The organism is Hydrogenophaga sp., from assembly GCF_050182545.1.
GTDB lineage: Bacteria > Pseudomonadota > Gammaproteobacteria > Burkholderiales > Burkholderiaceae_C > Hydrogenophaga.
Genome location: NZ_JBFXCD010000007.1, coordinates 1 through 14,543, shown reverse-complemented (window position 1 = coordinate 14,543; position 14,543 = coordinate 1). Strand labels below are relative to the sequence as shown.

Annotated in this window: 10 protein-coding genes and 1 pseudogene; 5 read left to right on the top strand and 6 right to left on the bottom strand. The window is 65.1% G+C overall.

The features are described 5' to 3' along the window. Positions 1-494: 494 nt before the first annotated feature. A complete protein-coding gene (locus AB7P10_RS09370; RefSeq protein ID WP_428293574.1) occupies positions 495-785 on the bottom strand; it encodes a hypothetical protein in 291 nt (96 codons plus the stop codon). Between the two features lie 65 nt (positions 786-850). Between AB7P10_RS09370 and AB7P10_RS09365 the strand changes: the two genes are divergently transcribed. Together AB7P10_RS09365 and AB7P10_RS09360 are read left to right on the top strand one after the other, a co-directional pair. Continuing rightward, a complete protein-coding gene (locus AB7P10_RS09365) occupies positions 851-2,167 on the top strand; it encodes a PKD domain-containing protein (RefSeq protein WP_428293573.1) in 1,317 nt (438 codons plus the stop codon). 118 nt (positions 2,168-2,285) lie between these two features. Beyond that, positions 2,286-3,368: a DUF6352 family protein gene (locus tag AB7P10_RS09360; RefSeq protein ID WP_428293572.1), complete on the top strand. Its 1,083-nt coding sequence runs from the start codon at positions 2,286-2,288 to the stop codon at positions 3,366-3,368. Between the two features lie 24 nt (positions 3,369-3,392). Here AB7P10_RS09360 and icmF read toward each other — a convergent pair whose 3' ends face one another. The 5 genes from icmF to AB7P10_RS09335 all read right to left on the bottom strand — a co-directional run bounded on the left by icmF (position 3,393) and on the right by AB7P10_RS09335 (position 11,603). Continuing rightward, entirely contained in the window at positions 3,393-6,686 is a 3,294-nt protein-coding gene (gene icmF, locus AB7P10_RS09355) for a fused isobutyryl-CoA mutase/GTPase IcmF (RefSeq protein WP_428293571.1), read from the bottom strand. A gap of 28 nt (positions 6,687-6,714) precedes the next feature. Beyond that, positions 6,715-7,599: a PPK2 family polyphosphate kinase gene (locus AB7P10_RS09350; protein ID WP_428293570.1), complete on the bottom strand. Its 885-nt coding sequence runs from the start codon at positions 7,597-7,599 to the stop codon at positions 6,715-6,717. A 129-nt stretch (positions 7,600-7,728) separates the two neighbouring features. After that, positions 7,729-9,807, bottom strand: a complete 2,079-nt coding sequence (locus AB7P10_RS09345; RefSeq protein WP_428293569.1) for a TRAP transporter large permease subunit — start codon at positions 9,805-9,807, stop codon at positions 7,729-7,731. Then, on the bottom strand, positions 9,807-10,424 hold the full coding sequence (locus tag AB7P10_RS09340) for a TRAP transporter small permease subunit (RefSeq protein ID WP_428293568.1): 618 nt from the start codon (positions 10,422-10,424) through the stop codon (positions 9,807-9,809). Before AB7P10_RS09340 ends, AB7P10_RS09345 begins: the two co-directional genes overlap by 1 nt. A gap of 60 nt (positions 10,425-10,484) precedes the next feature. After that, positions 10,485-11,603 (bottom strand): TRAP transporter substrate-binding protein, encoded by a 1,119-nt coding sequence (locus AB7P10_RS09335; protein WP_428293567.1) that lies wholly within the window; start codon positions 11,601-11,603, stop codon positions 10,485-10,487. 143 nt (positions 11,604-11,746) lie between these two features. Here AB7P10_RS09335 and AB7P10_RS09330 point away from each other — a divergent pair. From AB7P10_RS09330 to cqsA, 3 genes and pseudogenes are all read left to right on the top strand, one after another. Beyond that, positions 11,747-12,340: pseudogene (locus tag AB7P10_RS09330) on the top strand (MBL fold metallo-hydrolase); the annotation flags it as partial. A gap of 204 nt (positions 12,341-12,544) precedes the next feature. Beyond that, the gene (locus AB7P10_RS09325) at positions 12,545-12,964 is read left to right on the top strand and encodes a rhodanese-like domain-containing protein (RefSeq protein ID WP_428293741.1); all 420 of its coding nucleotides are present in this window, start codon (positions 12,545-12,547) and stop codon (positions 12,962-12,964) included. Positions 12,965-13,133: 169 nt separating this feature from the next. After that, on the top strand, positions 13,134-14,378 hold the full coding sequence (gene cqsA / locus AB7P10_RS09320) for an alpha-hydroxyketone-type quorum-sensing autoinducer synthase (RefSeq protein ID WP_428293566.1): 1,245 nt from the start codon (positions 13,134-13,136) through the stop codon (positions 14,376-14,378). Positions 14,379-14,543: the final 165 nt, after the last annotated feature.

Sequence of the window (14,543 nt, the reverse complement as noted above, 5' to 3'; positions counted from 1 at the left end):
CTTCGCGCCCCAGGGCAGCCTGCTGGCAGCCTGCGCGGTGTTGATTTCCGTTGCTGCCAGCCCGGTGAACGCCCAGACGACCACTTCCACTTGGTCCAAGGTGGCCGACGAACACCAGTTCTTCAGGTTGTCTGGAACGAAAAACGTTCGCTACGGTGCAGGAGACCGCTGGCTGTACAAAACCGTGAGCAGCAGAGGGTTGTGCACCAATGGCTACTTCGGTACCGACCCGGCTCCCAATGTCATCAAGTCATGCCAGACCCAGGTTGCATCTGCACCGAGCCCCGCACCTGCACCTGCACCTGCACCCGCACCTGCACCTGCACCTGCACCTGACGGCTGGTCCAAGGTTGCCAACGAGTACGAGACGTTCAACTTTTCGGGAACGAAGAGCGTTCGTTATGGTGCAGGTGATCGCTGGCTGTTCAAGACCGTGGACAGCAGCGGTTGGTGCACCAATAGCTATTTCGGCCAGGATCCGGTTCCGAATACGATCAAGTCGTGTCAGATACAGACCGCAACAGCCGCAGCACCGGCACCCGCACCCGCACCCGCACCCGCACCCGCACCCGCACCTGCACCTGCACCTGCACCTGCACCTGCACCTGCACCTGCACCTGCACCTGCACCTGCACCTGCACCTGCACCTGCACCTGCACCTGCACCTGCACCCGCACCCGCACCTGCACCTGCACCCGCACCTGCACCTGCACCCGCACCTGCACCTGCACCCGCACCCGCACCCGCACCGGCACCGGCACCGGCACCGGCACCGGCACCGGCACCCGGCGGGGCTCCTACCGCCGCTCTGCAGGCAACCCGGTTGAGTGGCGTTGCTCCCCTGGCCGTCATGTTCGATGCCACAGGGTCGTCATTGGGAACGAGTGGTACCTATGCGTTCCACGATCTGTCGTACGAATTCAACTTTGGCGACAACAGCGGACAAACGTGGGGCCTCTCGGGCGTCTCAAAGAACACCCAGAGCGGTGGCCCGCTGGCGGCGCACGTGTTCGAGCTGCCTGGCACCTATTCCGTTCGTGTCCGCGTTGCGGCTCCCAATGGGCAATCTCACGAGGCAACGGTTTCGGTGACGGTTCAGGACGCGGCAGCGTTCTATTCGGGCACCCGAACGGTGTGTGTGTCGACCTCGGCCAACTATGCGGGTTGCCCGTCGGGGGCTGCGCAGCAGACGACGCTGCCTTCCAGCCTGGATGGCAAGCGTGTCCTGTTGCGCAGGGGCGAGAGTTTTGCCGCGATCTCGGTGCGCAATGAAGACGATGGCGTTCAGGTCGGTGCCTACGGCACGGGCGCGAAACCACGGATTCAGTCTGTGCAGATCGGCACAGGTCGCGGAGGGAGCGGGGACTTCCCCGACGACATCACCGTGATGGATCTCGATATCGCCAATGGCATTGAACAGACGGCGTCGGCTTCCAAGCTGCTCATTCTGCGCAACGACCTCGACGATCCCGGCAGCAGCGTCAATAACGGCATCATCATTGGAAGTGCCATCGACTACTGGGCGCCACTCGATCCGTACAGGACTGCGCCGGTGAGTGCGTTCTACAACCCGCGCGAGATCTTCATCGTGGAGAACCGCGTGATCGGCAGCACCGAGAACGACGAAGTGCCGCTGGCCAACCTGCAGGCGGTCGCCTCCCGCATGGCCTTGCTGGGCAACGACTTCGGCCGCGCCAGCCAACACACGGTGCGCCTCTACCGGGCTCACAAGACGGTGATAGCGCACAACGCGCTCAGAGGCATGTCCTCGGACGGTCTTCGTCATTCGCTCAAGCTGCATTCGGGTGGGGTTGGCGCGTACAACGACAACTACGCCCTCTCGGGCTCCAACTGGGCATCCAGCCAGATTGTCATTGCCAACAACCTCATGGGCGATCCGGCCGACAACAACGCCTGGACGGTTGCGGTCCGTCCGCAGAACGATGGTCCGGACAGCAACGAAGGCATCGAAGACGTCATCGTTGAGAACAACCGCTTTGCCCGGGGTTCCCGGACCAATGCCGACGTGGTGCTCGTAGGACGCCGACTCACCACCCGTGGCAACGTCAGGACTGATGGCCAGAGCCTGAGCATCGGCTATACCCATCAACCTTCGAGCTATTCCTTGCTTCCGCTGGATTGGAAGGGTCCTTACCTCATTCGCTGACGGCGCGCGGACCGGGGTTGCCACGGCACCCCGCCTTCAGCGCCAGGTTGAACGACAATCCGTTCACCCACAGCTTCAGTCCACCCGCGACGCGCTGCCTGCGTGTCGCGGGTTTTTCATGCCCGACACCTCAAGCACCATCTGGTCGACCTGCGGCCACGACCGACTCACCTGCAACGAACGCGGCTGGCTGGTTCCCACCGATGACTACTGGCGGCTCTGGCTGGCACGCCCGGAGCTCGCGCTGGTTGACGAATCCTGCGATGCCGAACGCGCCCTGCATGCCTCGCTGGTTCAGGCGCCCACGCGCACGGTGGCGTCGGGCGATATTGATGCGTTCGAGGACGAGGACGCGCGCGCCAACCTTCGCCTGTTCCTCGGGTTCCGCGACGCGGTGATTGCCGCCGGCTCTCTGGAAGCGGCCTACGCCGGTTTTTTCAAGTCTGGCGCGATCCAGGTGCCGCCGCTGTTTCTGGACCTGATGGTGCAGGCCGTGGTCTGCCAGGTGCTGAATGGCGAGACCGATGCGTGGCGCTGGCGCGCGGCCGAGATGCTGTTTCGCCGGCAGCGTGTGAGCGTGCAGGAAGGCCGTGTGCTCAGCGGCGACAGCGAGGTGCTGGACATGCTGAACGAAACGGGAGGCCTGGGTGAGGTGGGCCGCTTGCTGGTGCAGGGAGGTGCCAGTCTGCGCGAGACACAGGTCGAAGTGCTCGGCGACGACAACGCCGAACGCTATCTGCTCAGCCGCGCCGGAGCAGGCCGGTTCAACTTTGTGCTTGACCTCACGCATGAGGTGCAGAACGAGCTGCCCCACGGCCTCACGCTCACGATGAACCGCGCGCGTTCTGGCCTGAAGGGGCTGGCCGCCGTGCTGGAGAAATGGGTGCTGCACTTCCACGGCGTGGAGGTGAGGATTCAACCCGAGGCGCGTGTCGAAGATCCCTCATGGCGCTGGCATCTGGGGCTGGACGCGCAGGCCTCCGCCTTGCTCAACGATCTGTACCTCGGTCACGAGGTGGAGCCCGAGCGCCAGCGGCGTCTGATCAGCCTGTTTCGCCTGACGTTTGATGACCCCTTGCACATGCGCGCCGACGTGCGCGGCAAGCCGGTCTATCTGGGGCTGGCGATGGGTGCAGACGGCCTGCTCAAGCTCAAACCGCAGAACCTGCTGCTGAACCTGCCACTGGCGAACCCTGTGTGATCAACGGGCCTCAAGGCTCGTTGATCACATGTTCCGGCGGTATTGCCCGCCCACCTCGAACAACGCGCTGGTGATCTGCCCGAGCGAACACACGCGCACCGCGTCCATCAGCACCTCGAACACGTTGCCATTCTGAATCACCGCCTGACGCAGTCGCTCGAGCATGGCGGGTGACTCGCCGGCATGGCGGGTGTGGAAGTCGGCCAGGCGCTTGAGCTGGCTTTGCTTTTCGTCGTCGGTCGAGCGCGCGAGTTCCAGCGTCTCGGGCGTGAGGTCGCCGTGCGGGTTGCGGAAGGTGTTCACGCCCACGATCGGGTATTCGCCCGTGTGCTTGAGCATCTCGTAGTGCATGGACTCGTCCTGGATCTTGCCGCGCTGGTAGCCGGTTTCCATCGCGCCGAGCACGCCACCGCGCTCGGCGATCTTCTCGAACTCCTGCAGCACGGCTTCCTCGACCAGTTCGGTGAGCTCATCGATGATGAAGGCGCCCTGGTTCGGATTTTCGTTTTTCGCCAGACCCCACTCGCGGTTGATGATGAGCTGGATCGCCATGGCGCGGCGCACCGAGTCTTCGGTGGGCGTGGTGATGGCCTCGTCGAAGGCATTGGTGTGCAGGCTGTTGCAGTTGTCGTAGATGGCAATCAGCGCCTGCAGCGTGGTGCGGATGTCGTTGAACTGGATCTCCTGCGCGTGCAGCGAGCGGCCGCTGGTCTGCACGTGGTACTTCAGCTTCTGGCTGCGTTCGTTCGCGCCATAGCGGTCGCGCATCGCCACCGCCCAGATGCGCCGCGCCACGCGGCCCAGAACGGTGTATTCCGGGTCCATGCCGTTGCTGAAGAAGAACGACAGGTTGGGCGCGAAATCGTCGATGTGCATGCCGCGCGCGAGGTACGCTTCCACAAACGTGAAGCCGTTGGACAGCGTGAAGGCGAGCTGGCTGATGGGGTTCGCGCCGGCTTCGGCAATGTGATACCCCGAGATCGACACCGAGTAGAAGTTGCGCACATCGTGGTGCACGAAATACTCGGCGATGTCGCCCATCACCTTGAGCGAGAACTCGGTGCTGAAGATGCAGGTGTTCTGGCCCTGGTCTTCCTTCAGGATGTCCGCCTGCACCGTGCCGCGCACGTTGGCCAGCACCCATTCGCGGATCTTGGCGGCTTCGGTGTCGGTGGGCTGTCGGCCGTTTTCCTTCTCGAACTTTTCCAGGTTCTGGTCGATCGCGGTGTTCATGAACATGGCCAGGATGCTGGGCGCCGGGCCATTGATGGTCATGGAGACGGAGGTGGCCGGGTGGCAGAGATCGAATCCGCCGTAGAGCACCTTCATGTCGTCCAGCGTGGCGATGGACACGCCCGAGTTGCCGACCTTGCCGTAGATGTCGGGGCGCGGGTCGGGGTCGTTGCCGTAGAGCGTGACCGAGTCGAAGGCGGTGGACAGGCGCTTGGCCGCCATGCCTTCGGAGAGCAGCTTGAAGCGGCGGTTGGTGCGGAACGCATCGCCCTCGCCTGCGAACATGCGCGTGGGGTCCTCGCCTTCGCGCTTGAAGGCGAAGGTGCCGGCGGTGTAGGGGAAGCTGCCGGGCACGTTGTCCAGCATCAGCCACTTGAGGATCTCGCCGTGGTCTTCGTACTTCGGCAGCGCGACCTTGCGAATCACCGTGCCCGAGAGGCTCTTCGTGGTGAGCGCGGTGCGGATCTCCTTGTCCCGGATCTTCACCACGTACTCGTCGCCCGCGTAGGCCTTCTGCATGTCGGGCCATTGGGCGAGCAGCTTGCGCGCGCCCGGGTCCTGATCGAGTTCGCGCACCTGGGCCAGGTCGATCACCGCTTCGGCGGCACGTGACCGCTCGGGCTTTTCCACGCGCAGCATGGCCGCGCTGGCCGTGAGCTGCTGGATCTCGCGCGCCAGGCGCGCTTGCTCGATGGCCTTTTGCTTGTAGCCGCGCACGGTGTCGCTGATCTCGGCCAGGTAGCGCGTGCGCGCCGGGGGCACGATCGGCGTCTGGTTGGTGCTGTGACGCACCTTCACGATGGGCAGGAGGCCTTCCTGCAGCGGCAGGCCGAGCGTGCCCAGCTTCGTCTTGAGCGCCTGGTAGAGCGCGGTCACGCCGTCGTCGTTGAAGCGCGCGGCCATGGTGCCGAACACCGGCATCTGATCGGGCGGTGTGCTCCAGGCCTCCTGGTTGCGCTGCACCTGCTTGGCGACGTCGCGCAGCGCATCGAGCGCGCCCTTGCGGTCGAACTTGTTGATGGCGACGAAGGCAGCGAAGTCGAGCATGTCGATCTTCTCGAGCTGGCTGGCCGCACCGAACTCGGGCGTCATCACGTACATCGGCACGTCCACGTGCGGCACGATGGCGGCATCGCCCTGGCCGATGCCGGAGGTCTCGACCACGATCAGATCGAACCCGGCGCACTTGCAGGCGGCGATCACGTCGGGCAGGGCGGCGCTGATCTCGCTGCCGAAGTCGCGCGTGGCCAGGCTGCGCATGTAGACGCGCTGGCCTTGCTGCCACGGGTTGATCGCGTTCATGCGGATGCGGTCACCGAGCAGTGCGCCACCGCTCTTGCGCCGCGACGGGTCGATGCTGATCACCGCCACGCGCAGGCGGTCGCCCTGATCCAGGCGCAGTCGGCGGATGAGCTCGTCGGTGAGCGAGGACTTGCCCGCGCCACCGGTGCCGGTGATGCCGAGCACGGGCACCTTCTTCGTGCTGGCCTGTTCGCGCAGCGCGCTGACGATGGCCGTATCGGCACTGGCGTTCTCCAGGACCGTGATGAGCTGCGCCAGCGCGCGCCAGTTCATTTCACCCTGGCCCTCGATGGCCGCCAGCGCCTTGGGGGCGTAGGGGCTCAGGTCGCGGTCGCAGCGCATGACCATCTCGCCGATCATGCCGGCCAGGCCCATTTTCTGCCCGTCTTCCGGGCTGTAGATGCGCGTCACCCCGTAGTCCTGCAGTTCGCGGATCTCGGCCGGCACGATCACGCCGCCACCGCCACCGAAGACCTGGATGTGCTCGCCGCCGCGGCTCTTGAGCAGGTCCACCATGTACTTGAAGTACTCCACGTGGCCACCCTGGTAGGAACTGATCGCGATGCCCTGCGCGTCTTCCTGCAGCGCGGCGGTGACGACTTCGTCCACCGAGCGGTTGTGGCCCAGGTGGATCACCTCGGCGCCCATGCCCTGCAGGATGCGTCGCATGATGTTGATGGCCGCGTCGTGCCCGTCGAACAGGCTGGCGGCGGTGACGAAGCGCACCTTGTGCGTGGGGCGGTAGTTGGCCAGGGCCAGGTAGTCGGCGCTCAGCTGGGTCATGGTTCGTCTCTCTCTGTGGCGGGTGGATTCATTCGACGCGCAGTTTCGTCAGCGCGGGGTCTTCGGGCGGGAAGCGCAGCCCGAGCGCGCGCAATGTGTCGCGCACGATGGTGGCGACCATCAGGTTGCGGTGGGTCTTGCTGTTCGCGGGCACCACGGTCCACGGGGCCCAGGGCGTGCTGGTGGCCGCGAGCAGGTCCTCGTAGGCCTTCTGGTACTGCGGCCATTGCTTGCGCACCTCGAGATCGCCGAGGCTGAACTTCCAGTGCTTGTCGGGGTCGTCGATGCGGTCCTGCAGGCGCTGGCGCTGCTCGTCGAAGCCGATGTGCAGCATGAACTTGAGGATCACGGTGCCGGTCTCGGCGAGCAGGCGCTCGAAGTCGTTGATGTGGGCGTAGCGCTGCTGCGTCTGGTCCTTGTCGATCCAGCGGTTGACCACGGGCACCAGCACGTCCTCGTAGTGGCTGCGGTTGAAGACCACGATTTCGCCGTTGCCCGGCATGGCCTGGTGGATGCGCCAGAGGAAGTCGCGCGCGCGCTCGGTTTCGGTGGGCGCCTTCCAGCCCACGGTGCGCACGCCCAGCGGACTGGTGCGCGAGAACACCCCGCGCACCGTGCCGTCCTTGCCCGAGGTGTCGGTGCCCTGCAACACCAGCAGCAGCTTGTAGCGGCCGTCCGGGTGGAACACGTTCTGCAGCCGGTCGATGTCGTCGGCGAGCCGGTCGACCGTGGCCTTGTCGGCCGACTTGTCGCCACCCGAAAAGGGTTTGTCGTCCGGATCGAGCGCCTTGAGCGAGACCGGGGCGAGCTGCGCGGTCTCGGGGTCGATCTGCCAGGCGCGCCAGGGGCTGTCTTTGGGCGCGCGCAGCACCTGCGCGTCGAAAGGCAGGCGGATGTCGCTGGTGCGTGGCATGGCGTCTCCGGTGGTGGTGCAAGCCTACCCTGATCGGGTCGGGTGAGATTGACGTTTACGTAAACGTCAATGATAGCGGCAAACCAGGAAAAAGGGGCGCCGAAGCGCCCCTTGCCGGACCCGTGGTGCTCAGTTGTAGAGCACCGAGGGCAGCCACAGGCCGATCTCGGGGAACCAGTACAGCAGCACGATGGCGATGATCTGGATGCCCATGAACGGGAGCATGCCCGCGAAGATCTGGTTCAGCGTCACATGCTTGGGCGCCACGCCCTTGAGGTAGAACGCACTCATGGCCACCGGTGGGCTGAGGAAGGCTGTCTGCAGGTTCAGTGCCACCAGCAGGCCGAAGAACAGCGGGTCGACGCCGAAGTTGTCCAGCAGCGGGATGAAGATGGGCATGAAGATCACGATGATCTCGGTCCATTCCAGGGGCCAACCCAGGATGAAGATGATGACCTGCGACAGGATCAGGAACTCGGTCTTCGACAGGTTCATGCTCAGCACCCATGTCTCCACCAACTCCTGCCCGCCCAGCAGCGCGAACGCCGCCGAGAAGATGGCCGACCCCACGAACAGCCAGCACACCATGGCGCTGGTCTTGGCGGTGAGGAACACACTTTCCCTGACCACGGTGAGGGTGAGCTGGCGGTAGAGCGCGGCCAGCAGGAAGCCGCCCAGGGCGCCCACGGCCGCCGCCTCGGTGGGAGTGGCCAGACCGAAGACGATGGAACCCAGCACCGCCAGGATGAGCACCATCAGCGGGAAGAAGCTGGTGAGCAGCATCTTGAAGATTTCGACCCGGGCGTAGCTGAACAGCGCGTAGAACACCGCCAGAGCGAGCGCGCCCACGGCCACACCGATCCAGTAGCCGCTGCCCGGCTGCGCGGCGGCGCTGTCTTGCGCGTCCGCACCGGGTGGCTCGGCCACGCCATCGGCCGCAGCGGGCTCGCTCAGGCCGGCGCCTGGCGAGGGCATCTGCGCTGCCGCCCCGTCGGGTTCGGCCAGGGCGCCTGCCTCGGCTTCGGCCGGGGGCTCGGCCAAGCCGTCTGCGCTGCCTTCCCTCTCGTCGTCGGGCGGCTCGGCCAGGCCACCGTCACCACTGCCTTCGCCCTCGGCGGGGGGCTCGGCCAGGCCGTCATCGGCACCTTGCTCGACGGGCGGCTCGCTCAGGCCCGTGCGTGCCTCGCGCTGCGATGGCTCGGCGCCCAGGCGCATCACTTCGATGTCGACGCCGGTCTCGGTGTCCGCGCTCGGGGTGCTCGGGTAGCTCAGCACGGCCACCCCCACGAACAGCAGCGCAGGCAACAGCACGATGCCGAGCTGGCGCAGCAGGTAGCCCGTGGACACGCCCTGGTTGTTGCGGCCCTTGAGCGCCGACAGCAGGCCGAGCAGGGCCGATTTGCCCGCGCTGGCGCCCATTTTCAGCAGGGGCTCGGGCAACGGCACGTTGCGCTGCTCGGCCGACAGCGGTGGTGCCCAGGCCGGCTTGAGCTTGGCCAGAACGACGACGTACACGATGTACAGACCCGCCAGCATGAGACCGGGGAAGAACGCGCCCGCGTAGAGCTTGACCACCGAGACACCGGCGGTGGCGCCGTAGACGATCAACAGCACCGACGGCGGAATGAGGATGCCCAAGCAGCCGCCAGCGGTGATGGAGCCGGCTGCCAGACGCGTGTCGTAGCCACCCTTGAGCATCTGTGGCAGCGCCAGCAAGCCCATGAGCGTGACCACCGCGCCCACGATGCCGGTGGCGGTGGCGAACACCGCGCAGGTGACCAGCGTGGCCACGGCCAGCGAACCCGGCACGCGCGAGAGCGCCAGATGCAGGCTGCGGAACAGCTTCTCGATCAGGTTGGCGCGTTCGACCAGGTAGCCCATGAACACGAACAACGGAATCGCGATCAGCACGTCGCTGGCCATCACCGAAAACGCGCGCTGCACCATCAGATCCAGCGTCTGCTGGATCGCGCCGGTCGCGGTCTGATTGCCCGAGTGGTAGGCAAAGAAGGTGAAGATCATCCCCATGCCCATGAGCGTGAACGCTGTGGGAAAGCCCAGCATGATGGCCACCACCACCAGCGAGAGCATGAGCAGGCCATAGTGGCCGTTGGCCATGGTGTCGACGCTGAGCACCATCGCCAGCACGCCAGCGATGATCAGGCCCATCAGCGTGAAGCCGAACCAGAGTTCCTTGCGGATCGTCATCACTGGCCGCCCTTCTTGTTGCCCAGGCTGTCCAGTGCCTCGATGTCGGCGTCCTTCACGTGGACCATTTCCTTGAGTTTGTCGACGTCGACCTCCTCGACGTCCTCCTCACGCCTGGGCCATTCGCCGGTCTGCAGGCAGATGACGCAGCGGATGATTTCCACGATGCCCTGCAGCAGCAGGAATGCGCCCGCAACGGGCACCACGAACTTGAACGGGTAGACCGGGATCGGGTCGGCGTTGAAGGTCTGCTCGCGCATCGCCAGCGACTCGTTGGCAAAGGTCCAGCCGGCCCAGGTCAGTGCGACGATGCCGGGCAGGAAGAACGCGATGTAGAGCAGCAGGTCGATCGTGGCCTGCGTGCGTGGCCGAAAGAAGCCGTAGAGCACGTCGCCGCGCACATGGCCGTTCTTCGCCAGGGTGTAGGCGCCGGCCGTCATGAACAGCAGGCCATACAACATGATCTGGGCGTCCAACACCCAGGCATGCGGGTTGTTCAGCACGTAGCGGGAGAAAACCTCCCAGCTGATCAGCAGCGTCAGCGCCACCACCGACCAGGCGCAGGTCTTGCCGAACCAGGTCGAGAAGCGGTCGATCGCGAGCAGGAGTTTTTGCATTGGCGGTTCCGGGAAACAGAAAAGGGCGCCCGAAGGCGCCCTTTGCGGGCAAGCTGTGAATCAGCTCTTCTTGGCGCCCTTGCCGAAGTAGTGGTTGTAGGCCATCTTGAAGTCGACGGTGTAGTCGTTCTGCCACTGGCCCGCGCGCTGGGCGAACGCCCTCTGCGAGTCAAGCACCTTCTTGAACAAGGGGTTCTCACCGCCCTTCTTCTCCATGATCTTGTCCCAGGAGGCCAGTTGCGCGCGCAGCACGGCGTCGGGCGTCTTGTAGAACTTCACGCCCTGCTTCTTCAGCTCGATGTAGTCCTGCGAGTTGCGCTGCACGGCCTTCCAGCTCATGTCGGCGCTGGCGGCCTGCACGCCGTAGTCGATGATGGCCTTGAGCTCGGCCGGCAGCGCGTCGAGCTTGCCCTTGTTGAACAGGATCTCGAACTGCTCGCCCGACTGGTGGAAGCTCTGCAGCATGCAGTTCTTCACGACATCGGGGAAGCCCAGCAGGCGGTCCGACGAGGCGTTGTTGAATTCGGCGCCATCGATGAGGCCACGGTCCAGGGCCGGCACGATCTCGCCACCGGGCAGCGGGTTCACGGCCGCGCCCATGTCGGTGTACATGTCCACCGCCAGGCCCACGGTGCGGAACTTGGTGCCCTTGACGTCCGCCACCTTGGCGATCGGCTTCTTGAACCAGCCAAAGGGCTGGGTGGGCATGGGTCCGTACAGGTAGGACACCACGTCGAGGTTCAGGCTCTTGTAGATCTCGGTCAGCAGTTCCTTGCCGCCGCCGTAGTTGTGCCAGGCCAGCAGCATGTTCGGGTCCATGCCGAACGAGGGGCCGGACCCCCAGAGCGCCAGGGCCGAGTTCTTGCCGTAGTGGTACGCCACCACGCCGTGACCGCCATCGAGCGTGCCCTTGGCAACGGCTTCGAGCAACTGGAAGGCCGGCACCACGGCGCCCGCGGGCAGCACCTCGATCTTGAGCCTGCCGCCGGCCATGTTGTTGACCTTGGTCGCGAAGTCGTTGGCGTACTCGTGGAAGATGTCCTTGGACGGCCATGTCGACTGGAAGCGCAGGCTGGTGGTCTGCGCGGTGGCGACCATGGGGACAGCCATGGCCCCCGTGGCGATGGCGGCGCCCTTGAGCATCCCGCGGCGGGATGTGACGGCTTTTTTCACGGTCATCGTTTGTCTCCAGAATATGTTGGGAAAGATTCATCATCCTTCCGTAAGCATGCTTACCAAGACAGGGTTTTCACCAACAGTGGGAACCGCGTCGATGCACGTGGCCGGTTTGACGCCTCGCAGTCGAAGCCCTGCGCGACCTGATGAAATATTTTGAATGGCATCATGAAATTCACCGCCATCTCATGGATCAGACCAATGTGGGCCAATTGGCGGTCGCCCCACGAGAACTTCTCATGAAACCTCTGCAACTCTTCGATCCCGCATCCAGCACCTACACCTACGTCCTGTTCGACGAGGCCAGCCGCGAGGCGCTCATCATCGACCCGGTCGACGAGCAGATTGAACGCGATCTCGCGACCCTTGGCGAGCACGGCCTGAAGCTGGTCTGGACCATCGAGACCCATGCACACGCCGACCACATCACCAGCGCGGGCCGGCTGGCCGAGCTGGCTGGCGCGAAGACCGCAGCGCCGATGGGCTGCGGCATCGGCACCGCCGGCGTGCAACTGCGGCATGGCGACACCTTGCGCTTCGGCGGCGAAACGCTTCAGGCACTGCACACGCCAGGCCACACCGCAGGCAGCATGAGCTTCGTCTGGCGCGACCACGTGTTCACGGGCGATACGCTGCTGATCAATGGCTGCGGTCGCACGGATTTCCAGTCTGGCAGCGCCGAGGCGCTGTACCGCAGCATCACCCAGGTGCTGTTTGCCTTGCCGGACAGCACCACGGTCTGGCCTGGCCACGACTACCAGGGTCGCAGCTATTCGACCATCGGGCACGAAAAAACGGCCAACGCCCGCGTGGCCGGCAAGACCGAGGCCGAGTTCGTGGCCTTGATGGCGGCGCTGGATCTGCCGCGGCCACGGCGCATCGACGAAGCCGTGCCTGCCAACCTGAGTTCGGGCCTGCGTCACGACGCGGGCGGCGCGCAGCGGATGCAGCCGGTGCCGACATCGGGCGCCCACCAGGGCGGGTACGCGGGCGACGTGTCGCCGGAGCTGGCCTGGCAGTGGGTGCAGTCGGGTGAGGCGGTGCTGGTCGACGTGCGCACCGACGCCGAGCGGGAGTGGGTGGGTTTCGTGCCCGGCGCGGCGGCTGCGGCATGGAAGCAGTGGCCCGGTATGGCGATCAACCCCGCGTTCGACCAACAGGTGCGCGAGGCTGCGGCGGGCAAAAAGCTCGTGCTGCTGTGCCGAAGTGGCGTGCGCTCCGTGGCCGCGGCCAGGCGCGCGACCGAGTTGGGGCTTGAGGCCTACAACATCCTGGAAGGCTTCGAGGGCGACCCGGATGCCGAGGCCCACCGGGGCCACAAAGGTGGCTGGCGGTACCGCGGACTGCCCTGGCGCCAGAACTGACGCAGCGACGCGCAAGCGCAAGTTGCGCAGATGCAACGCCGCCTGTCGGCGAAAAGACAGCAAACTTGAGTAGAAAGCCTCACAACCCCTGTCAACCCTGACAGGGTTCGTGTGATTTTTCACAGATTTCTTTTTTCAATGGGGTTTTCCATCCGCACAGGAGAACTCCATGGAAACGCTGGAACGGCCTCAAGACGTCGTTTTCAAGAACCCGCCGCTCGCGGCGACGCTGGTCCAGCGCATCGATCGGGACTTCAAACCGCGATGGAATGGCACCTGGGGCGGCAAATTTGTGCTTCACGGGTCGTCCCCGGGTCCCAACGCTGTGCGTCTCGATGGCAACGACTACCTCAGCGTCACCGGTCACCCCGACATCGTGGCCGCGCAGGTCGAGGCCCTGACCAAGGGCAGCGAGTTCGTCGTGCAGTCCGGCGTGTTCCTCTTGCAGCAGCACCCCACGCGCGCACTGGAGATGGCGCTGGCCAACTGGGTTGGCAAGGAGGACGCCTTCGTCTGCCAGTCGGGCTATTCGGCCAACGTGGGCCTGTTGCAGTCCATCGCCGATCCCCATACGCCGGTATATCTGGACACTCAGGCGCACGCCTCGCTGTGGGAGGGCGCACACGCAGCCCGGGCGCCGGCCCATGCCTTCCGCCACAACGACGCGGCGCACCTGGACAAGACGATGACCAAGAATGGTCCCGGTGTGGTGGTGGTCGACTCGGTCTACAGCACCACCGGCTCGGTCTGCCCGCTGGAGGAGATTCTCGAGGTGGTCGAGAAACACGGCAGCATGATCCTGGTGGATGAGTCCCATTCGCTGGGAACTCATGGGCCGGGCGGTGCGGGCCTTTGCGCCGAGCTGGGCCTGACAGACCGCGTGCATTTCATCTCCGCCAGCCTGGCCAAGTCGCTCGCGGGGCGAGCCGGTTTTTTCACGGCGCCCGCCAGCATGCGCTACTACATCCTGAGCTCGAGCTTTCCGAACATCTTCAGTTCATGCCTTTTGCCGCACGAGGTGGCCGGCCTCAAGGCCACGGTGGACGTGTTGCAGAAGGCCGATGCCGAGCGCGCGCGCCTCAAGGTCATCACGCGCCGCGTGCGCGACAGCCTGACCGCGCTCGGTTACACCATTCATCAAGGCACCGAGCAGATCATTGCCCTCGAAGCCGGCACCGAGCCGGACACCATGCGCCTGCGCGACGAACTGGAAACCCGGGGCGTGTTCGGGGCGATCTTCTGCGCACCGGCCACCAGCAAGAACCGCGCGCTGGTGCGTCTGACGTTGAATGCGGCGTTGACTGAAGCCGAGCTCTCTCACCTGGAAGCCGTGGCGGCCGAGATTGCCCCAATCGTCAAGCCGTGGGACTGGCCGGTGGCACGCCGTGCCCGCGCTCAGGCCGGCACCCTGTAGCGCACGGCAGGCGCTCAGTCGTCGTGCACCGCTCGCGCGGGCGTTGTCACGTTGGCGGAAATAGCGTGCAAAGTCGGTAGAGGTATCGGTGTTCAGAATCCTAAGGACGGACTTTGGGTGTTGCCGGTGAAGGCGCGCCACGATTCGAAGCGCGCGGCCAGCTGC

Coding starts and splice junctions, on each gene's coding strand:
- cqsA (WP_428293566.1), top strand. CDS start 13,134: ATGGAAACGCTGGAACGGCCTCAAGACGTCGTTTTCAAGAACCCGCCG.
- AB7P10_RS09365 (WP_428293573.1), top strand. CDS start 851: ATGTTCGATGCCACAGGGTCGTCATTGGGAACGAGTGGTACCTATGCG.
- AB7P10_RS09340 (WP_428293568.1), bottom strand. CDS start 10,424: ATGCAAAAACTCCTGCTCGCGATCGACCGCTTCTCGACCTGGTTCGGC.
- AB7P10_RS09360 (WP_428293572.1), top strand. CDS start 2,286: ATGCCCGACACCTCAAGCACCATCTGGTCGACCTGCGGCCACGACCGA.
- AB7P10_RS09335 (WP_428293567.1), bottom strand. CDS start 11,603: ATGACCGTGAAAAAAGCCGTCACATCCCGCCGCGGGATGCTCAAGGGC.
- AB7P10_RS09350 (WP_428293570.1), bottom strand. CDS start 7,599: ATGCCACGCACCAGCGACATCCGCCTGCCTTTCGACGCGCAGGTGCTG.
- AB7P10_RS09325 (WP_428293741.1), top strand. CDS start 12,545: ATGCAGCCGGTGCCGACATCGGGCGCCCACCAGGGCGGGTACGCGGGC.
- AB7P10_RS09345 (WP_428293569.1), bottom strand. CDS start 9,807: ATGACGATCCGCAAGGAACTCTGGTTCGGCTTCACGCTGATGGGCCTG.
- icmF (WP_428293571.1), bottom strand. CDS start 6,686: ATGACCCAGCTGAGCGCCGACTACCTGGCCCTGGCCAACTACCGCCCC.